Genomic DNA, 18,301 nt, shown 5'->3' with positions numbered 1-18,301 from the left:
TCACGGGGTCTGAGCATGCGCTGCGGCGCGATCAGCCATTCGGCAACTTAACCACTGAGTGACTAAAATGACGCAAACACGCGCGCAACAGGCGCTGGTTACGCTTTCTGGCATCAGTAAAGCTTTTGACGGCAAATCGATTATTGCCGATTTTAATCTCACCATCCGCCACGGCGAATTTATCACCCTGCTCGGCCCTTCCGGCTGCGGCAAGACCACCATTTTGCGGCTGATTGCCGGGCTGGAGCAGAGCGACGCTGGCGTACTGATGCTCGACGGTGAAGATGTCACCGCTACGCCCGCTGAGCATCGCCACGTCAACACGGTCTTTCAGAGCTACGCGCTGTTCCCACATATGTCGGTGTTTGAAAACGTCGCCTTTGGCCTGCGCATGCAGAAAACTCCGGCGGTGGAGATCACCCAGCGCGTTAACGAGGCGCTGGCGATGGTGCAGCTGGAGGAATTTGCCACCCGACGACCGCATCAGCTTTCCGGTGGTCAGCAGCAGCGCGTGGCGATCGCCCGCGCGGTGGTCAATCGTCCCAAGGTCCTGCTGCTCGACGAGTCGCTCTCCGCGCTGGATTACAAGCTGCGCAAGCAGATGCAAAACGAGCTGAAAGCGCTGCAGCGTAAGCTCGGCATCACCTTTGTGTTTGTTACCCACGATCAGGAAGAGGCGCTGACCATGTCCGATCGCATCGTGGTGATGCGCGACGGCTTTATCGAACAGGACGGCACGCCGCGCGAAATCTATGAAGAACCGAAAAACCTGTTCGTGGCGCGCTTTATCGGCGAAATTAACGTCTTTGAGGCCGTGGTGCTGACGCCATTAGCCGACGGCCGCGTGCGGGCGCGGGTGGAAGGCCATGAGTGCGAGCTGAGCGTGCCGTTTGCGGTCAGCGCGGGCGATCGGCTCAACGTGCTGCTGCGCCCGGAAGATCTGCGCGTGGAAGAGGTGGCCGAGGAGGCGCATGCTGAAGGCCTGATCGGCTATGTGCGCGAGCGCAACTACAAAGGCATGACGCTGGAATCCACCGTGGAGCTGGAGAATCACAAGCTGGTGACGGTCAGCGAATTCTTTAACGAAGACGATCCCGATTTTGACCACTCGCTGAATCAAAAAATGGCGGTGAACTGGGTAGCTGGCTGGGAGGTGGTGCTGGCCGATGAACATGCGACGTAATCTGCTGCAAAAAGGCATTATCACGCTGATTGTCGGCTGGCTGCTGCTGTTTGTCTTTTTCCCCAATCTGCTGATTGTTGGCACCAGCTTTCTGACCCGCGATGACGCCCATATCATTAGCATGGTATTCACGCTCGACAATTACAGCCGCCTGCTCGATCCGCTCTACGCCGATGTGCTGATGCACTCGTTCAACATGGCGCTGATCGCCACCGCCTGCTGTTTGCTGCTCGGCTTTCCGTTCGCCTGGTGCCTGACCACACTCTCCGCCAGGCTGCGTCCGCTGATGCTGTTTCTGCTGATCGTGCCGTTCTGGACCAACTCGCTGATCCGCATTTATGGTCTCAAGCTTTTCCTCAGCACGCGCGGCTGGCTGAATGATTTTTTGCTGAGCCTCGGGCTGATTGAGACGCCGTTTCGCATTATGTATACCGAACAGGCGGTGATCCTCGGGCTGGTCTATATTCTGCTGCCGTTTATGGTGATGCCGCTCTACTCAAGCCTGGAGAAGCTGGACAGCGCGCTGCTGGAAGCGGCACGCGATCTCGGCGCCAGCAAACTACACACCTTCTGGCGCATCATTTTGCCGCTGACCCTGCCCGGCATTGTCGCCGGTTCGTTGCTGGTGCTGCTGCCAGCCATGGGGCTGTTTTTCGTCGCCGATCTGCTGGGCGGCGCAAAGAACCTGCTGATCGGCAACGTGATCAAAAGCCAGTTCCTGAACATTCGCGACTGGCCGTTTGGGGCCGCCACCAGCATCGTGCTGACGCTGGTGATGGGCCTGCTGCTGCTGATTTACTGGCGTGCCGCGCGGCTGCTGAATAACAAGGTGGATCTGACATGACCGGACGCCTGCTCCGCGGCGGCTTTATGGCCGTCATTTACGCCTGGCTTTATATCCCGATTGCGATTTTGATCGTCAATTCGTTTAATGCTTCGCGCTTCGGCATTAACTGGCAGGGCTTCAGCGGCAAGTGGTATCACCTGCTGGTTAACAACGACAGCCTGATCGAAGCAGCGCGCCATTCGCTGATCATGGGCGTACTTTCCGCCACCTTTGCCACGCTGATCGGCTCGCTGACCGCGGTGGCGCTTTACCGCTATCATTTCCGCGGCAAGCCATTTGTCAGCGGCATGCTGTTTGTGGTGCTGATGTCACCGGATATCGTGATGGCGATTTCGCTGCTGGTGCTGTTTATGCTGCTCGGCATCTCGCTCGGTTTCTGGTCGCTGCTGTTTTCGCATATCACCTTTTGCCTGCCGTTTGTGGTGATCACCGTTTATGCCAGGCTAAAAGGCTTTGACGTACGCATGCTGGAGGCGGCGAAAGATCTGGGTGCCAGCGAAATGACCATTTTACGCAAAATCATTCTGCCGCTGGCGATGCCAGCAGTGGCAGCAGGCTGGCTGCTGAGCTTCACCCTGTCGATGGATGATGTGGTGGTCTCGTCATTTGTTACCGGGCCAGGATTTGAGATCCTGCCGCTGAAAATTTACTCGATGGTCAAGGTCGGCGTGTCGCCAGAGGTTAATGCGCTGGCTACCATCCTGATGACCCTGTCGCTGCTGCTGGTTGCCTGTAGCCAGCTGCTGCTGCGTGACCGCACGCGGCGATAACTATGTAGCCATGCCGGGCGACACGCACGGCGATGAATAAGAGGAAACAGAATGAAAACGTGGCGTTACTGGCTGACCGCGGGCGCACTGGCCGCGGGTTTATCCACCGCACAAGCGTCGGATGACAGCAAAACCCTCTACTTCTATAACTGGACGGAGTACGTGCCGCCGGGTCTGTTGGAGCAGTTCACTAAAGAGACCGGCATCAAGGTGATCTATTCCACCTACGAGTCGAATGAAACGCTGTATGCCAAGCTGAAAACCTGGAAAGATGGCGCGTACGATCTGATTGTGCCATCGACCTACTTTGTGGCGAAAATGCGCAACGAGGGGATGATTCAGAAGATCGACAAAAGTGCGCTGAGCAACTTTCATAATCTCGATCCTAACCTGCTTAACAAGCCGTTCGATCCCAACAATGACTACTCTATTCCTTACATCTGGGGCGCGACCGCGATTGGCGTTAACAGCGATGCCATCGATCCAAAAAGCGTCACCCGCTGGGCGGATCTGTGGAAGCCGGAATACAAACAGAGCCTGTTGATGACCGATGACGCGCGCGAAGTGTTTCAGGTGGCGCTGCGTAAACTGGGACTTTCCGGCAACAGCACCGATCCCAAAGAGATTGAGGCAGCGTATAACGAGCTGCGCAAGCTGATGCCCAACGTGCTGACCTTCAACTCCGACAATCCGGGTAATCCGTACATGGAAGGCGAAGTGAATCTGGGCATGGTGTGGAACGGTTCCGCGTATGTAGCGCGCCAGGCGGGCACGCCATTGCAGATTGTCTGGCCGGAAGAAGGCGGCATTTTCTGGATGGACAGCCTGGCGATCCCGGCTAACGCGAAGAACAAGGCGGGCGCGCTGAAGCTAATAAACTTCCTGTTGCGTCCCGATGTAGCAGCGAAAGTGGCGGAAACCATCGGCTACCCCACGCCGAACCTGGCGGCGAAAAAGCTGCTGCCTGCCGAGGTGGCGAACGATCCGTCGCTCTATCCGCCAGAGGCGGTGATTCAGAAAGGTGAATGGCAAAACGATGTCGGTGAAGCCAGCGTGCTCTATGAGACGCTGTTTCAGAAGTTGAAAGCGGGACGATAAGCGGTAAAGCGGCCACGGGCAGCTCGCCCGTGGCCGTTAGGTTATTCGCTGGTGGCAGGCTCAGGCCGCAGCGCCTGCAGCATCGCTTTCACATAGGCCGGCACCACTTCACTGGCCAGGCCATATTTTTTCTCTTCAAACTCGCTGCCTACCTGACTCGGCTCAAGGTTGAGCTCTACGGTCAGCGCACCGCGCAGTTTAGCTTCATGCACAAATCCCGCCGCCGGATAGACGTGGCCGGAGGTGCCGATGGCGATAAACACATCCGCCTGCTCCAGCGCCTGATAGATCTGATCCATGCCCAGCGGCATTTCACCAAACCACACCACGTGCGGGCGCAGTACCGATGGAAACTGACAGCAGTGACAGCGATCGTCTTCGCTGACATCGCCATTCCACTCCAGCACCTGGCCGCTGCTGGCGCAGCGCACCTTCAGCAGTTCGCCATGCATGTGCAGCACGCGCTGGCTACCGGCGCGCTCGTGCAGATTATCGATATTTTGCGTCACCAGCAGAAAATTGTCGCCCAGCACCGACTCCAGCTCGGCCAGCGCCAGATGAGCGGCATTGGGCTGAATGTCCGGCTGCTGCAGCTGCTGACGGCGCGCGTTGTAAAATGCCTGTACCCGTTGCGGATCGCGGGCGAATCCTTCCGGCGTGGCCACGTCCTCAACGCGATGATCTTCCCACAGGCCGTCGGCGGCACGGAAAGTGCGGATTCCCGATTCGGCCGAGATACCGGCGCCGGTAAGGATCACCACTTTAGGTTGCGGATGCGCTGCCAGTTCTGCCGTACGGTCGCGTTCAAAGATACGCTGACGGAACCGCTGATGCACCTTGCGGCGGTTCTTCTTATAGCGGGCGAGTCGCACGCGGCGACGGGGTGTACGCATAAACGCTCCTTAGATTCGCAAAACAGCCGGGACTCTGCATGCCCGGCGGCGAGGTTAACCACGATCGTTCACATCATACCGACTACTGCTAGCAGACGCATTGAGAGCCTGCTGATTCTGAGCGGGCGACTCAGTGCCCGCTCAGCACGCGCGCTGGATCGATACGGCTGGCACGGCGAGCCGGATACCAGCTCGCCAGCAGGCTTAACAGAATGGCGGTGATCAGCACCGACACCACATCCAGCCAGTGCAGCTCCGACGGCAGAAAATCGATAAAGTAGATGTCGCCGGAGAGGAAAGCGTGACCGAGCAGCGCTTCCAGCCCACCCATCAGGCGCGTCAGGTTCAGCGCCGCCAGCACGCCAGCGACCACGCCGCACACGCTGCCCAGCAGACCAGCCAGCAGGCCGTACCAGATGAAGATGGCGCGAATCAGGCCATCTTTCGCTCCCAGCGTACGCAGCACGGCGATATCACTGCTTTTGTCTTTTACCGCCATCACCAGCGTGGAGACGATGTTAAAACAGGCAACGCCAATCACCAGTACCATCGCCAAATACATGATGGCGCGAATCATCTGAATATCGCGGTACATATAGCCGTAGGTGCTGGTCCAGTTGCGAATATAGACATAGGCGTTGGTGACTTTACCGGCGTCACGCACCAACTGACTGGCGTTAAACGGATCGTTCATTTTCAGCGCCACGCCGGAAACATTCTCGCCCATATCAAGGTACTTCTGCGCGTCGGCCAGCGGCACCAGTGCCAGGCTGTGATCGAGCATGCCGCTGAGCTGCAAAATGCCGCTGACCTGCAGGCGAATGCGCTTGGGCTGCAGCAGCTTGTTCTGTCCGTCATGATTGGGAATCAGCAGCGTTAACCAGCTGCCCTGCTTCAGGTTCAGCGATTTCGCCAGGCCGCTACCGATAATAATTTGCTGTTTACCGGCGCTGAACTGCGACCAGGCGTTGTTCTGCACAAACGACGGCAGCGCGCTCAGCCGACTCTCCTGCTGCGGATCAACGCCTTTGACCTGAATCGCCTGCAGCTTCGCCGCGCTCTCCACCAGCCCGGTGAAATTCACATACGGCGCCGCGGCGGCAATGCCCGGCACCTGCTCAATGCGGCTGATCATCGGCTGCCAGTCGGCCAGCGGCCCGTTTACCGGCTCGATTTCGCCGTGCGGCACCACCGCCAGAATGCGGTTGTTCAGCTCGCGTTCGAAGCCGTTCATCGCGCTCAGGCCCACGATCAGCACCGCCACGCCCAGCGCGATACCCACGGTGGAGATCACCGAAATCAGCGAAACCATGCCGCCGCGGCGGCGTCCGCGGCTGAAGCGTAAGCCCAGCAGCAGGGATAACGAGGGGGTCATTACAGGCTCTCCGTCAGGGTAAGCCGATCGCTGAGCTGACCGTCGCGCATCTCCTGCTGACGCTTCAGTCGTTTCGCCAGCTGCAAATCATGCGTCACCACCAGAAAGGCGGTGCCCTGACGCACGTTTAGCTCGCCGATCAGATCGAAAATCGCATCGGCGTTGCGCGCATCCAGGTTACCGGTTGGCTCATCGGCCATCACCAGTCGCGGGTTATTGACCAACGCACGGGCAATGGCCACGCGCTGACGCTCACCGCCGGAGAGTTCTGAGGGCCGATGCAGGGCACGTTTTTCCAACCCGACCGCCGCCAGCATGGCGCGGGCGCGCTCCTCTACTTCCGCCCTGGCCACTTTGCCAATCAACAGCGGCATCGCCACGTTTTCCAGCGCGTTAAAGTCTGGCAGCAGATGGTGAAACTGATAGATAAAACCGAGTTCGCGGTTGCGCAACTCCGCTTTCGCCGCGGATGACATCGCATTCAGCGACTGGCCGTTGAAAATCACATCACCGGAGGTCGGCTTATCGAGGCCGCCCAGCAGATGCAACAGCGTACTTTTGCCTGAGCCCGAGCTGCCGACAATCGCCATCAACTCGCCCTGCTGCATGCTGAACGCCACGTTACGCAGCACGTCAGTCTGCACGCTGCCTTCCTGATAGCGTTTGCACAGATTGTCACACTGCAACAGAATCGAATTACTCATAGCGTAAAGCCTCAGCGGGTTGGACGGCGGCGGCGCGCCAGGATGGATAGAGCGTAGAAAGCAGCGCAACGATCATCGTCGTCAACGCAATGGTCAGCACCTGCATCGGTGAAATGGCGACCGGCAGCGAGGCGCCATCAAGGAACAGGCCGATCACCGGCAGCAGTTGATTCAGCTGGCTGGCAAGCAGTACGCCAAGCAGCGCACCGAGTAGCGCACCAATGATGCCGGCGCTGGCGCCCTGCACCATAAACACAGTAACAATTTGCCGACGGGTCAGCCCCAGCGTTTGCAGAATCGCCACTTCGCCCTGCTTCTCCATGATCACCAGACCGAGCGAGGTAATAATGTTAAATGCCGCCACGGCGACGATCAGGCTAAGCAGCAGGCCCATCATGTTTTTCTCCATGCGCACCGCCTGGAAGAGATCGCCTTTGCGCTCGCGCCAGTCTTTCCAGACCAGACCCGCAGGCAGCGCCTGCTGGCTGACGCTGTCAACCTGCAGCGGCTTGTCGAGCCACAGCCGCCAGCCGGTAACGTTACCGAGCGGATAGCGCATCAGGCGCGAGGCATCCTGCTGGTTAACCAGAATTTGATAACCATCGACTTCGCTGTTGGCGGCAAACGTCCCCGCCACGGTGAACAGACGCTGGCTTGGTACACGGCCCATCGGCGTAAACTGACTCACGGATGGCACCATCAGGCGCAGCTCGTCGCCGCGTTTGATACCCAACTGACCCGCCAGCTGTTCGCCGAGAATGACCTTGTAGCTGCCCGATTGCAGCACGTTCTGCTGAACGTTGATCAGGTAAGGCGTCAGCGGATCGCGCTCGTCCGGCTGTACGCCCAGCATTACGCCCACCGCCACGCTGTGCGCGCTTTGCAGCACCACCTCGCCGGTGGTCAGCGGCGCACTGCGGCTGATGCCCTGCAGCTTCAGCGCGCTCACCGGCTGCTGCTGCGGATTGATCGATCCCTTTTCGCTGGTAATCAGCGCCTGCGGCATCAGCCCTAAAATGTTGCCTTCCAGCTCCTGCTCAAAGCCGTTCATTACCGACAGCACGGTGACCAGCGCCATCACGCCCAGCGTAATGCCGATCGTGGAGAGCCAGGAGACAAAGCGACCGAAGCGGTCAGCGGCGCGGCCACGCATGTAACGTAGCCCAATAAATAGTGCGACAGGTTGATACATGAGATCCGTCTTGTAGGTCGAAGGCGTAAGCGATGGCATGGATGATAAAGGAGCCTTTTGTTTTATGGAACCTTTAAGCCGCGGTGCCAGGCCGGAAGTTACTGCAGAATGGTGCATTTTCTCTTTAGCGGATAAAAATGCAGCGGCCCGCGCTTTTTTTCACCGTCCGCGGTGGCGTCGCGCTACACTTTTAGTACGCGGCGCGCCGCCTGATCTGGCGCAGTGCCGCCCGGCAAGCGTGGTTTTATGCGTTTACAGGAGGATTGCCGATGTCCAGGTATCCCAAAGGCAGCATCGTCAAACATAAGTCAGGTGAGATTCGCGGCGAAGTCGTTAACGTTTTTCAACAGGGCGACGCCCCCGGCGGCTGCGGCTATTACGTAAAATGGGATGATGGCAACCACAGCTATCATCCGGAACAGGAACTGAGCTGGGCGAATGTCGATCGGCCCCGCATGCACTATGCGGGTCGATCGGGCAAATAGCGCTTACGCTTGCTCTCTTCTACAGTTAGCGCAGGGCAAAAACTGCCTGGAATCCCGACGCCGCGGGTGATCCCTGCGGCGTATTATGGAATCATACAGCCTGCAAAATCACGAAGAGATCGTCAAAACGACTATGCCTGAACAGACTCGCTATTCCCTTCCCACCAGGGCCGGAGACCAACGTCAGCTTGGTCAGTTGACCGGCGCCGCTTCTGCCGTTGAATGCGCCGACATTATTGAACGCCATCAGGGCCCGGTATTGCTGATTACGCCCGATATGCAAACCGCCCTGCGCCTGCATGATGAGATCCGGCAGTTTACCCGTGAGCCGGTGAACAGCCTCGCTGACTGGGAAACGCTGCCCTATGACAGCTTTTCGCCGCATCAGGAGATCATCTCTTCGCGCCTGTCCACGCTTTATCGCCTGCCGGGCATGACGCGCGGCCTGCTGATTGCGCCGGTGAACACGCTGATGCAGCGCGTCTGTCCGCACAGTTTTCTGCACGGCCACGCGCTGGTGATGCAAAAAGGCCAAAAGCAGTCGCGGGATCTGCTGCGCGACCAGCTGGAGCAAGCAGGTTATCGGCATGTCGATCAGGTGATGGCGCACGGTGAATACGCCACGCGTGGCGCGCTGCTCGATCTCTATCCGATGGGCAGTGAGCAGCCTTACCGCATCGACTTTTTTGACGATGAGATCGACAGCCTGCGTCTGTTCGACGTCGACAGCCAGCGTACGCTGGAAGAGGTTGAGGCGATTAACCTGCTGCCCGCGCACGAGTTTCCCACCGACAAAGCGGCGATTGAGCTGTTTCGCAGCCAGTGGCGCGAACATTTTGAGGTGCGTCGCGAAGCCGAGCACATTTATCAGCAGGTCAGCAAAGGCACGCTACCTACCGGCATTGAATACTGGCAGCCGCTGTTTTTCAGCACGCCATTGCCAACCCTGTTTAGCTATCTGCCCGCCAACACGCTGGTGATCAACAGCGGCGATATTGACAGCGGCAGCGAACGTTTCTGGCAGGATATCAACGCCCGCTATGAAAATCGCCGCGTCGATCCGATGCGCCCGCTGCTGCCACCGGAATCGCTCTGGCTGCGCCCTGACGCGCTGAACAGCGAACTGAAACAGTGGCCGCGCGTTCAGCTGCGCAGCGAAACGCTGGCGGAAAAAGCGGCCAACACCAATCTTGATTATCAGCCGCTGCCGCCGCTTGCCGTGCAGGCGCAGGCCAAAGCCCCGCTCGACGATCTACGCCGCTTCCTTGAGCAGTTTGAGGGCGCCACGATTTTCTCAGTAGAAAGCGAAGGTCGCCGCGAAGCGCTCCAGGAACTACTGGCCCGCATTAAGCTGGTGCCCAAAGCGATCGGCTGCATTGATGAAGCGGGTAATCAGGGTCAATATCTGATGATCGGCGCCAGCGAAAACGGCTTTATTGACGCTCTGCGTCAGCGGGCACTGATTTGCGAAGGCGATTTGCTTGGCGAACGGGTGAGCCGTCGCCGTCAGGAGAGCCGCCGTACCATCAATCCTGACGTATTGATCCGCAACCTCGCCGAGCTGCATCCGGGCCAGCCGGTGGTGCATCTTGAGCACGGCGTCGGCCGCTATATCGGCCTGACCACGCTGGAAACCGGCGGGATTACCGCAGAATATCTGATGCTGGCCTACGCCGGTGACGCCAAACTCTACGTGCCGGTATCGTCGTTACACCTGATCAGCCGCTATGCCGGCGGTGCCGATGAAAATGCGCCGCTGCATAAACTGGGCAGCGATGCCTGGTCGCGCGCGCGGCAAAAAGCTGCCGAGAAAGTGCGTGATGTCGCCGCCGAGCTGCTGGATATTTACGCCCAGCGCGCTGCCAAAGTGGGCTTCGCCTTCAAGCACGATCGTGAACAGTATCAGCTGTTCTGCGAGGGTTTTCCGTTTGAAACCACGCCGGATCAGGCGCAGGCGATCAACGCCGTGCTGAGCGACATGTGTCGGCCACTGGCGATGGATCGGCTGGTGTGCGGCGACGTCGGCTTTGGTAAAACCGAAGTGGCGATGCGCGCCGCCTTCCTGGCAGTGGAAAACCACAAGCAGGTGGCGGTGCTGGTGCCGACGACCCTGCTGGCGCAGCAGCATTATGACAATTTCCGCGATCGCTTTGCCAACTGGCCGGTGCGCATCGAAATGCTCTCCCGTTTCCGCAGCGCGAAAGAGCAGACACAGGTGCTGGAGCAGGCGGTAGACGGCAAAATCGATATTCTTATCGGCACGCACAAGCTGCTGATGACCGATCTGAAATGGCGCGATCTCGGCCTGCTGATTGTCGACGAAGAGCACCGCTTTGGCGTGCGCCACAAGGAACGCATCAAAGCGATGCGCGCCGACGTCGACATTTTAACCCTGACCGCCACGCCAATCCCGCGCACGCTGAATATGGCGATGAGCGGCATGCGCGATCTGTCGATTATCGCCACGCCACCGGCGCGTCGCATGGCGGTGAAAACCTTTGTGCGCGAATTTGACGATCTGGTGGTGCGCGAGGCGATGCTGCGTGAAATTCTGCGCGGTGGCCAGGTTTACTATCTCTACAACGATGTGGAAAACATTGAGAAAGCCGCGCAGCGGCTGGCAGAACTGGTGCCGGAAGCGCGCATCGCCGTTGGTCACGGTCAGATGCGCGAGCGCGATCTGGAGCGCGTGATGAACGATTTCCATCATCAGCGTTTCAACGTGTTGATCTGCACCACCATCATTGAAACCGGTATCGATATTCCTACCGCCAATACCATTATCATTGAGCGTGCCGATCGCTTTGGTCTGGCGCAGCTGCACCAGCTGCGTGGCCGCGTCGGTCGTTCGCACCATCAGGCCTACGCCTGGCTGCTGACGCCGCATCCAAAAGCGATGACCACCGACGCCAAAAAACGCCTTGAGGCGATCGCCTCGCTGGAAGATTTAGGTGCCGGTTTTGCGCTGGCAACGCACGATCTGGAGATCCGCGGCGCCGGTGAGCTGTTGGGTGAAGATCAGAGCGGCCAGATGGAGACCATCGGCTTTACGCTCTATATGGAACTGCTGGAAAGTGCGGTGGATGCGCTGAAGGAAGGCCGCGAGCCGTCGCTGGAGGATCTGACCAGTAACCAGACCGACATTGAGATGCGTATGCCTGCGCTGCTGCCGGAGAGCTACATTCCGGACGTCAACACGCGGCTGTCGTTTTACAAACGCATCGCCAGCGCCGCCAGCGAAGCTGAACTGGATGAGCTGAAGGTCGAGTTGATTGACCGCTTCGGTATGCTGCCTGACCCGGCGCGCAACCTGCTCGATATCGCCGCGCTGCGCCTGACCGCGCGCAAGCTGGGCGTGCGACGCATCGAAGCGAGCGAAAAAGGCGGTTTCATCGAATTTGCCGAGAAGAACAAAGCCGATCCTGCCTGGCTAATTGGTTTGTTGCAAAAGGATCCGCAGCAGTGGCGACTTGATGGCCCGACGCGCCTGAAGTTTATGCGTGACCTGGGTGAACGCAAGGTACGCATGCAGTGGGTGCGCGACTTTATGCAGCAGCTGCAGCAGAACGCCGCCGCCTGACCAAAAAAAAGGACGATTCGCGAGAATCGTCCTGTTTGCTGTGTTTCCCAATCGGGAAAAAGTCTTTGCCGCTTATGCCTGGTTGTTCAGCACCAGCTGGCCATTACGGTCAACCGGAATGCGTGTGCCAGGATCGTTTTCCATCCGCACTTTGCCCTGCTGGTCGCCAATCTTATAGGTGACGTCATAGCCCAGCATTTTTTCCTGCTTGTCGTACACGGTACGACAGCGTTTTTCCGAGGTCGTGTAGGTATCATTGTTCTGCAGGCTGCCCTGCGCCTGGTTACCGGCAAAACCGCCCGCCAGTGCACCCGCTACTGTGGCCACATCGCGTCCGCGTCCGCCGCCAAACTGGTGGCCGACTACGCCGCCCGCCACTGCACCCAGAACCGAACCGGCGATGCGGTGCTCGTCCTGTACGGCACGACGATGGGTTAGCGTTACGTTCCGACATTCCTGACGTGGGTTCTTTAACGTCTCTTTGATCGGCGTGGCTGACAGCACCTGCGCATATTGCGGGCCGCGATCAAACACGTTCATACCGGCGACAGCCGCAACGCCTAACGCTGACACCACACCAATACCGATACCCGCTAACATTGATTTATTCACAGGAAACCTCCTGAAGCAGTCGCCATTACTTTTATTATCTTCATTCATCAACGCTCACATCCTGTAGAGGGCGCTGGCAGTGCCATCGGACACCACGGTGAATAAATCGGTGTAATGATCGACCAAATTGTTACCGCGCAATACTGTTCGCTGAAAATCCCTGCAGACTAAACAGAAGCGGTGTGCGCGACGCACCACATTGCTTGTCAAAAATTCTTACAGATGAAGCGGCAACGCGACATCAGACAAACGGACGAAATGCAACAATTGGGGTTAAGTTATCGCCTTTAGGATGTTTCCTGGCAACAGATCCGCTTAAAAATAGAAAAAGCCGTTTGTGACATTGTCACAAACGGCTTGATTAATTGCTTTTGCTTATAACCGGCGGCGTTTAGTGCAGCTTCAGCCGTGGGCGAATCGCCCGGTTGAGACTGCCTACCAGCATCATCAGGCCGGTTTTGAAATAGCCGTGCAGGGCGATCTGGTGCATACGATAGAGCGAAATGTAGACGAAACGCGCAATACGTCCTTCCACCATCATCGAACCGCGCATCAGGTTCCCCATTAGGCTGCCCACCGTACTGAAACGGGAGAGCGAAACCAGCGAACCGTGATCTTTATAGACGTAGGCCTTCAGGCTCTGGGCTTTGCGCGCCGCGAGAATATTGTGCAGCACCAGTGAAGCCATCTGATGCGCAGACTGCGCGCGCGGTGGCACAAAACCGCCGCCCGGCAGCGCACAGGAGGCGCAGTCGCCAATGGCATAAATGCTGTCATCCAGCGTGGTTTGCAGCGTCTCTTTCACCACCAGCTGATTAATGCGGTTGGTTTCCAGACCGCCGATGCCTTTCATGAAATCAGGCGCTTTGATACCCGCTGCCCAGACCATCAGATCGGCATTGATGAACTCACCCGATTTGGTGTGTAAACCGCCTTTTTCGGCGCTGGTGACCATGGTTTGCGTCAATACGCGCACGCCGATTTTGGTCAGCTCCTGATGCGCAGCCGCAGAGATGCGCGGCGGCAGCGCAGGCAGAATCCGCTCGCCCGCTTCCACCAGCGTGACGTTCAGCGCCTTGCTGTCCAGCCCTTTATAGCCGTAGCTGTGCAGCTGGCGTACTGCATTGTGCAGCTCCGCAGAGAGCTCCACGCCGGTGGCGCCGCCGCCAACAATTGCAATGTTGACCTGCTCTTCCGGCGAGCCGCTGGCGGAGAACTTCAGGAACTGGTTGAGCATCTCGTTGTGAAAACGGCGTGCCTGATGGGGGTTATCGAGGAAGATGCAGTGATCTTTCACGCCCGGCGTGCCGAAATCGTTGGAGGTGCTGCCCAGCGCAAACACCAGCTGGTCGTAGGCGAGATCGCGTTCGGGCACCAGCACGGCACCGTTGGCATCGAGGATTTCCGCCAGCTTCAGGCGTTTGCTCTCGCGATCAACATCGGTGAGCGTGCCAAGCTGGAAGCTGAAATGGTGATTACGCGCGTGCGCCAGATAGCTTACGGCGTCGATACCTTCATCCAGAGATCCGGTAGCCACTTCATGCAGCAACGGTTTCCATAAATGGCTGTGATTACGATCGACCAGGATAATCTCCGCTTTTTTCTTGCGGCCCAGTTTATGCCCCAGCTGGGTAGCCAGCTCAAGGCCGCCGGCACCACCGCCGACAATCACTATGGTTTGAATCGGTGTAGTCAAAAAAGACCCCCTTAAGATGTGAACCAATCGTTAACTAAAGGTTAATAAAAACCTTAGTAAACATAGGGTTGGCGAAGCTAAATCGCGAGCTGATCGCAGAATAGCACGCCCTTCACTCCTGTTCATGAGAAAATTGATGCAGGTCATTGTTTCGCTGGAAACTCAGAATAAGACCAATAAATCAGCAACGCACAGGGTTAAAACGCACGCGGGCATGAGTCATTTATGGCGTAGCGTAGCCTGGGATGGTGAGCACGGCGAGCGAGGCGCTGCCGTGCATTGAGGGGGGAATTAACGTTGCTGCTGTTCGGCCTTGTGCGCCAGCCAGCGTGACTGCAGCGTGCTGAGCTGCTGCTGAGTAGACTGCCAGCGGCTGCTGGCGCGCAGCTCATCGCGGCTATAGTGCTGACGATGCCAGAGCTGAGGCACCCGGCTGGCTGGTGCCGCCTGCAGATTATCCAACACGCTGACCGCACCGGCGCGGTTGTTGCACACCAGCACCATGTCGCAACCCGCATCCAGCGACACCTGCGCTCGCTCGGCGTAGCTGCCGAGCACCGCAGCGCCCTCCATCGACAGATCGTCTGAGAAAATCACGCCGTCAAAGCCCAGTTCGCCGCGCAGCACGGTTTTCAGCCAGTGCGGCGATCCGCTGGCGGGCAGCGCATCAACCTGATGATAAATGACATGTGCCGGCATGATGGCATCCAGCGCCTGCTCGTCAATCAGCTGACGGAAAATCGCCATATCATGCGCCCGGATAGTGGCTTCATCACGCGCATCGTACGGCGTCTCTTTGTGCGAATCTGCAGTGACCGCACCGTGGCCGGGAAAATGTTTGCCGGTGGTTTTCATGCCCGCTTCATGCATGCCGGCAATAAAGTGACGTGCCACCTGCAGCGCAATCGCCGGGTCCTGATGAAACGAACGGTCGCCAATCGCGGCGCTGATGTGGCCAATATCGAGCACCGGCGCAAAGCTGATATCGATATCCATGGCGATCATCTCTGCCGCCATCAGCCAGCCAGCGCTGTGCGCCAGCGCGTAAGCAGCGTCGCCCTGCTCCAGCGCGGCAAACGACTGCATGGCAGGCAGTGTGGTAAAGCCGTCGCGGAAACGCTGCACGCGCCCGCCTTCCTGATCCACGGCAATCAGCAGGCGATGGCGCGACGCGGCGCGGATTTGCCGTACCAGTTCGCGCAGCTGCTGCGGATCGTGGTAGTTGCGGCTGAACAGGATCAGCCCGCCAGTCAGCGGATGCTGCAGAATCTCACGCTCTTCGGCATCCAGTTCATAATGTTGCACATCCAGCATTACTGGCCCGGGGATCAGGCTTTCCATGTTTTTACTCCAACAATCAGATAATTTCGCCAGCGCGAACCGCTGACGATAAATGAGACTGGCCCAGCTGCTGCCAGGCGTCCTGCGCGGCGGTAATCAGTTGGGCATCCTGACTCTGCTCAGCGCGTAGCTGATACCAGCTGGCAGCGAGCAGTTCCAGCCACGGCTGCCAGCGAGCCGTCTGCTGACGCAAGACGGGCAGCGACAGGCGGGCCAGTTGCGCATAGTCGCGCAGCCAACAATCGCGCTCGCCGCTGGCGTACAGCAGGCTGGCCAGCTCCAGCGCGACGTCGCCGTCACCAGCATATTCCCAGTCAATCAGCCGTAGCCCCTGTGGCGTGTGCAGCAGATTGCCCGCGTGAATATCCATGTGCAAGGGCGCCAGGCGCAGCGGCTGCGGCTCCCCGCGCATCTGCAAACGGCGTAGTGCGCGCTGCCAGCGATAGTGGCGCTGCTCGCAGAGCTGCCAGTAGCGCTGCAACAACGGCAGCAGGCGTAAACGATAGCCGGTCAGCGGCTGATGATGCAGCCGGTTCAGCAGCGGGAGCAGCGACGGGCGTAGCGTATTAAGCGACGCCGTGACCGGTTCCCCTGCCTGCCACGGCAGCAGCAGCCATTCGCGGTTCACCGCCAGCGGCGCAGCTACCATGCCCTGCGCACTGAGTTTTCGCAGCAGGCGAAACTCGCGCTGGCGATCGACCAGCGGCAGCGGATAGTCGGGCTGACGGCGTGCCAACAACCGGCCATTTTCCCAGACAATTTGTCCGCTTAAGCCGGTCAGGCCAGCCAGCGGCAAAAAATTACCGGCGACCAAAGCCGCCGGTAAATGTTGGGTCAACAGCTGCTGCAGCGCGGGATCAAAACTGCGCGTCACCGTTGCCTGACCAGATAATTTCGCCGGTTTGCACCAGCATTAGCTGCATCTGAAGCTGTGGCGCTTTGATGTCGCCGTCGGCGTTGCTGTAGAGCACATATTGCGCGCCAACGTAGCGCGCCAGGCCCACCGCTTTGCTGCGTGAGTTCAGGCTATCTTCTGGCGACAGACCCAGCGTCTGCTTCGCCTGCGCCAGTTGCTGCGCCGACACCAGCGTGAACTTGCCGTTGTTCGCCAACGCATTCTGCAATGCGGCGGTGGCTTTATCAATTTGCAGGCTGCCGTTAGTGCTGTTTTTCACCCGATCGACCAGCAGCACGCTGCCATCGGTCACGCCTTCGGCTTTCAGCATGCTGGCTACCAGCGGCTGAACGCTGCTGTCCCAGTTAATGGAACGCAGTTTTGGCGGCTGCGGCACGTTTTCAACGGGTTCAGGTTGTTGGATCGGCGGCGGCTGTTGCACTGGCGTTTCGGGCGTGGCGGGTTCAACCGGTGCCGGTGGCTGTTCGGTGGTGCGCTGGTTAATACAGCCGCTGAGGAACAGCGCCAGCGCCAGAATGCCGGAAAGTCTTGTGATACTGCGAGTCACGATATTACTCCTGTAACCATAAATAGAGGCGCGCCTTGCTGGCGGTGAGATTGCCGACCTGCGAGGCGACTTCTACACTGCTGTGCGCCGGAACCCGGCTGACGCGCGGTCGTTCATAAGGCAGAATTTCCAGCCCTTTATCGTCATACCAGTAAAAGCGATACCAGACGTCTACCGGCGTTTCGCGTTGATTATAGAGCACGCTGGCGGCCCGCTGCTGGCCATCACGTTCGCCAATCACCGGATCGTCAGTGATGATGCCCGCCGATAGCACCGCAGATTCCATCACCAGGCTTTGTGCGGTGTTGATCATCGGTTTATCGCTGCTGCAGCCGGTGAGCATCAGCGCCGCCAGCGGCAGCGCGAGTAAAAATGCGCGCATCGAATGCGATGCCTTAGACACTCAGCATCGGTCCCAGGGGTTTGCCGCCCACCAGGTGCATATGAATGTGATACACCTCCTGGCCGCCGTGCTGATTGCAGTTGATGATCAGGCGATAGCCCTCTTCAGCAATCCCCTCCTGCCGGGCAATTTTGGCCGCCACGGTGATCATGCGGCCCAGCGCATGCTCATGCGCTTCGAGCGCGTCGTTGCTGGTGGCGATCAGCACGTTAGGCACAATCAGCACGTGAACCGGCGCCTTCGGGGAGATGTCACGGAACGCGGTAACCAGTTCGTCCTGATAGAGGATATCGGAAGGAATTTCACGTCGAATGATTTTACTGAAAATCGTTTCTTCAGCCATGGGGCAGATCCTTAGCAGGGAATAAGTTACCGCTGAGTATGAGTGAGAAGTTCATTTTCTTTCAACCTCAGCGGCTATTTTCTTTCGCCAACTGGCGAGCATTGCAGCGTTGCGCTGCTTATCATCCTTTTCTGCCGTCCGCCCTGACATAAATTAAAACAGCGTTTCATAAATTATGATTCCTGACGGGTTTTTCTTCGTGATTTTGCCATTACTATTGCGCATCTTGCCAAATCACGAAGGTTTCACCGCTGGCCGCGCCTTATTTTTGAATGATTCCGATTGTGATGTACGGATACCGGCCCCCGTTTCGACA

General features: G+C 58.3%; 17 protein-coding genes. 6 read left to right on the top strand and 11 right to left on the bottom strand.

Features of this window, described 5'->3' with window-relative positions:
- Positions 1-67: 67 nt before the first annotated feature.
- The 4 genes from potA to potD are packed head-to-tail and all read left to right on the top strand — an operon-like array spanning position 68 to position 3,898.
- Entirely contained in the window at positions 68-1,183 is a 1,116-nt protein-coding gene (potA, locus tag ACJY2L_RS04130; protein WP_439213005.1) for a spermidine/putrescine ABC transporter ATP-binding protein PotA, read from the top strand.
- On the top strand, positions 1,167-2,027 hold the full coding sequence (gene potB, locus ACJY2L_RS04125) for a spermidine/putrescine ABC transporter permease PotB (protein WP_439213004.1): 861 nt from the start codon (positions 1,167-1,169) through the stop codon (positions 2,025-2,027). Before potA ends, potB begins: the two co-directional genes overlap by 17 nt.
- Positions 2,024-2,800: a spermidine/putrescine ABC transporter permease PotC gene (gene potC / locus ACJY2L_RS04120; protein WP_439213003.1), complete on the top strand. Its 777-nt coding sequence runs from the start codon at positions 2,024-2,026 to the stop codon at positions 2,798-2,800. The genes potB and potC overlap by 4 nt, the downstream gene beginning before the upstream one ends.
- A gap of 51 nt (positions 2,801-2,851) precedes the next feature.
- Complete coding sequence (gene potD / locus ACJY2L_RS04115; protein ID WP_067429698.1) at positions 2,852-3,898, top strand: spermidine/putrescine ABC transporter substrate-binding protein PotD; 1,047 nt, start codon at positions 2,852-2,854, stop codon at positions 3,896-3,898.
- 41 nt (positions 3,899-3,939) lie between these two features.
- Here potD and cobB read toward each other — a convergent pair whose 3' ends face one another.
- The 4 genes from cobB to lolC form a co-directional block, all read right to left on the bottom strand.
- Positions 3,940-4,791, bottom strand: a complete 852-nt coding sequence (gene cobB, locus ACJY2L_RS04110; protein WP_067429695.1) for a Sir2 family NAD+-dependent deacetylase — start codon at positions 4,789-4,791, stop codon at positions 3,940-3,942.
- A gap of 130 nt (positions 4,792-4,921) precedes the next feature.
- Positions 4,922-6,166 (bottom strand): lipoprotein-releasing ABC transporter permease subunit LolE, encoded by a 1,245-nt coding sequence (gene lolE / locus ACJY2L_RS04105; protein WP_439213002.1) that lies wholly within the window; start codon positions 6,164-6,166, stop codon positions 4,922-4,924.
- Entirely contained in the window at positions 6,166-6,870 is a 705-nt protein-coding gene (gene lolD, locus ACJY2L_RS04100) for a lipoprotein-releasing ABC transporter ATP-binding protein LolD (protein ID WP_439213001.1), read from the bottom strand. Before lolD ends, lolE begins: the two co-directional genes overlap by 1 nt.
- On the bottom strand, positions 6,863-8,062 hold the full coding sequence (lolC, locus tag ACJY2L_RS04095) for a lipoprotein-releasing ABC transporter permease subunit LolC (protein WP_067429680.1): 1,200 nt from the start codon (positions 8,060-8,062) through the stop codon (positions 6,863-6,865). Before lolC ends, lolD begins: the two co-directional genes overlap by 8 nt.
- 269 nt (positions 8,063-8,331) lie before the next feature.
- Here lolC and ACJY2L_RS04090 point away from each other — a divergent pair, with 269 nt between their 5' ends.
- Both ACJY2L_RS04090 and mfd read left to right on the top strand, forming a co-directional pair.
- Complete coding sequence (locus ACJY2L_RS04090) at positions 8,332-8,547, top strand: hypothetical protein (RefSeq protein WP_439213000.1); 216 nt, start codon at positions 8,332-8,334, stop codon at positions 8,545-8,547.
- 133 nt (positions 8,548-8,680) lie between these two features.
- A complete protein-coding gene (gene mfd, locus ACJY2L_RS04085; RefSeq protein ID WP_439213107.1) occupies positions 8,681-12,127 on the top strand; it encodes a transcription-repair coupling factor in 3,447 nt (1,148 codons plus the stop codon).
- 72 nt (positions 12,128-12,199) lie between these two features.
- On the opposite strand, the gene ACJY2L_RS04080 is transcribed toward mfd, so the two are convergent.
- The 7 genes from ACJY2L_RS04080 to hinT all read right to left on the bottom strand — a co-directional run bounded on the left by ACJY2L_RS04080 (position 12,200) and on the right by hinT (position 17,985).
- A complete protein-coding gene (locus tag ACJY2L_RS04080; protein WP_067429674.1) occupies positions 12,200-12,739 on the bottom strand; it encodes a glycine zipper 2TM domain-containing protein in 540 nt (179 codons plus the stop codon).
- Between the two features lie 391 nt (positions 12,740-13,130).
- Complete coding sequence (locus ACJY2L_RS04075; RefSeq protein ID WP_439213106.1) at positions 13,131-14,423, bottom strand: NAD(P)/FAD-dependent oxidoreductase; 1,293 nt, start codon at positions 14,421-14,423, stop codon at positions 13,131-13,133.
- Positions 14,424-14,726: 303 nt separating this feature from the next.
- The gene (gene nagZ, locus ACJY2L_RS04070; RefSeq protein ID WP_439212999.1) at positions 14,727-15,776 is read right to left on the bottom strand and encodes a beta-N-acetylhexosaminidase; all 1,050 of its coding nucleotides are present in this window, start codon (positions 15,774-15,776) and stop codon (positions 14,727-14,729) included.
- Between the two features lie 16 nt (positions 15,777-15,792).
- Positions 15,793-16,650, bottom strand: coding sequence for a thiamine kinase (gene thiK, locus ACJY2L_RS04065; protein WP_439212998.1), 858 nt, complete (start codon positions 16,648-16,650; stop codon positions 15,793-15,795).
- The gene (gene lpoB, locus ACJY2L_RS04060) at positions 16,634-17,239 is read right to left on the bottom strand and encodes a penicillin-binding protein activator LpoB (protein ID WP_187488218.1); all 606 of its coding nucleotides are present in this window, start codon (positions 17,237-17,239) and stop codon (positions 16,634-16,636) included. The genes thiK and lpoB overlap by 17 nt, the downstream gene beginning before the upstream one ends.
- Positions 17,240-17,243: 4 nt before the next feature.
- On the bottom strand, positions 17,244-17,621 hold the full coding sequence (locus ACJY2L_RS04055) for a YcfL family protein (protein ID WP_439212997.1): 378 nt from the start codon (positions 17,619-17,621) through the stop codon (positions 17,244-17,246).
- 13 nt (positions 17,622-17,634) lie between these two features.
- A complete protein-coding gene (gene hinT / locus ACJY2L_RS04050; RefSeq protein WP_067429657.1) occupies positions 17,635-17,985 on the bottom strand; it encodes a purine nucleoside phosphoramidase in 351 nt (116 codons plus the stop codon).
- Positions 17,986-18,301: the final 316 nt, after the last annotated feature.

It is taken from the genome of Duffyella sp. Ts4 (assembly GCF_051851875.1).
In the GTDB taxonomy this organism is placed as follows: Bacteria; Pseudomonadota; Gammaproteobacteria; order Enterobacterales; family Enterobacteriaceae; genus Duffyella; species Duffyella gerundensis.
The sequence above is the reverse complement of the archived record's forward strand: the minus strand, read 5'-3'. Positions and strand labels throughout refer to the sequence as shown.

Coding starts and splice junctions, on each gene's coding strand:
- lolC (WP_067429680.1), bottom strand. CDS start 8,062: ATGTATCAACCTGTCGCACTATTTATTGGGCTACGTTACATGCGTGGC.
- potC (WP_439213003.1), top strand. CDS start 2,024: ATGACCGGACGCCTGCTCCGCGGCGGCTTTATGGCCGTCATTTACGCC.
- potB (WP_439213004.1), top strand. CDS start 1,167: ATGAACATGCGACGTAATCTGCTGCAAAAAGGCATTATCACGCTGATT.
- potD (WP_067429698.1), top strand. CDS start 2,852: ATGAAAACGTGGCGTTACTGGCTGACCGCGGGCGCACTGGCCGCGGGT.
- nagZ (WP_439212999.1), bottom strand. CDS start 15,776: ATGGAAAGCCTGATCCCCGGGCCAGTAATGCTGGATGTGCAACATTAT.
- mfd (WP_439213107.1), top strand. CDS start 8,681: ATGCCTGAACAGACTCGCTATTCCCTTCCCACCAGGGCCGGAGACCAA.
- potA (WP_439213005.1), top strand. CDS start 68: ATGACGCAAACACGCGCGCAACAGGCGCTGGTTACGCTTTCTGGCATC.
- ACJY2L_RS04055 (WP_439212997.1), bottom strand. CDS start 17,621: ATGCGCGCATTTTTACTCGCGCTGCCGCTGGCGGCGCTGATGCTCACC.
- lolD (WP_439213001.1), bottom strand. CDS start 6,870: ATGAGTAATTCGATTCTGTTGCAGTGTGACAATCTGTGCAAACGCTAT.
- ACJY2L_RS04090 (WP_439213000.1), top strand. CDS start 8,332: ATGTCCAGGTATCCCAAAGGCAGCATCGTCAAACATAAGTCAGGTGAG.
- cobB (WP_067429695.1), bottom strand. CDS start 4,791: ATGCGTACACCCCGTCGCCGCGTGCGACTCGCCCGCTATAAGAAGAAC.
- lolE (WP_439213002.1), bottom strand. CDS start 6,166: ATGACCCCCTCGTTATCCCTGCTGCTGGGCTTACGCTTCAGCCGCGGA.
- hinT (WP_067429657.1), bottom strand. CDS start 17,985: ATGGCTGAAGAAACGATTTTCAGTAAAATCATTCGACGTGAAATTCCT.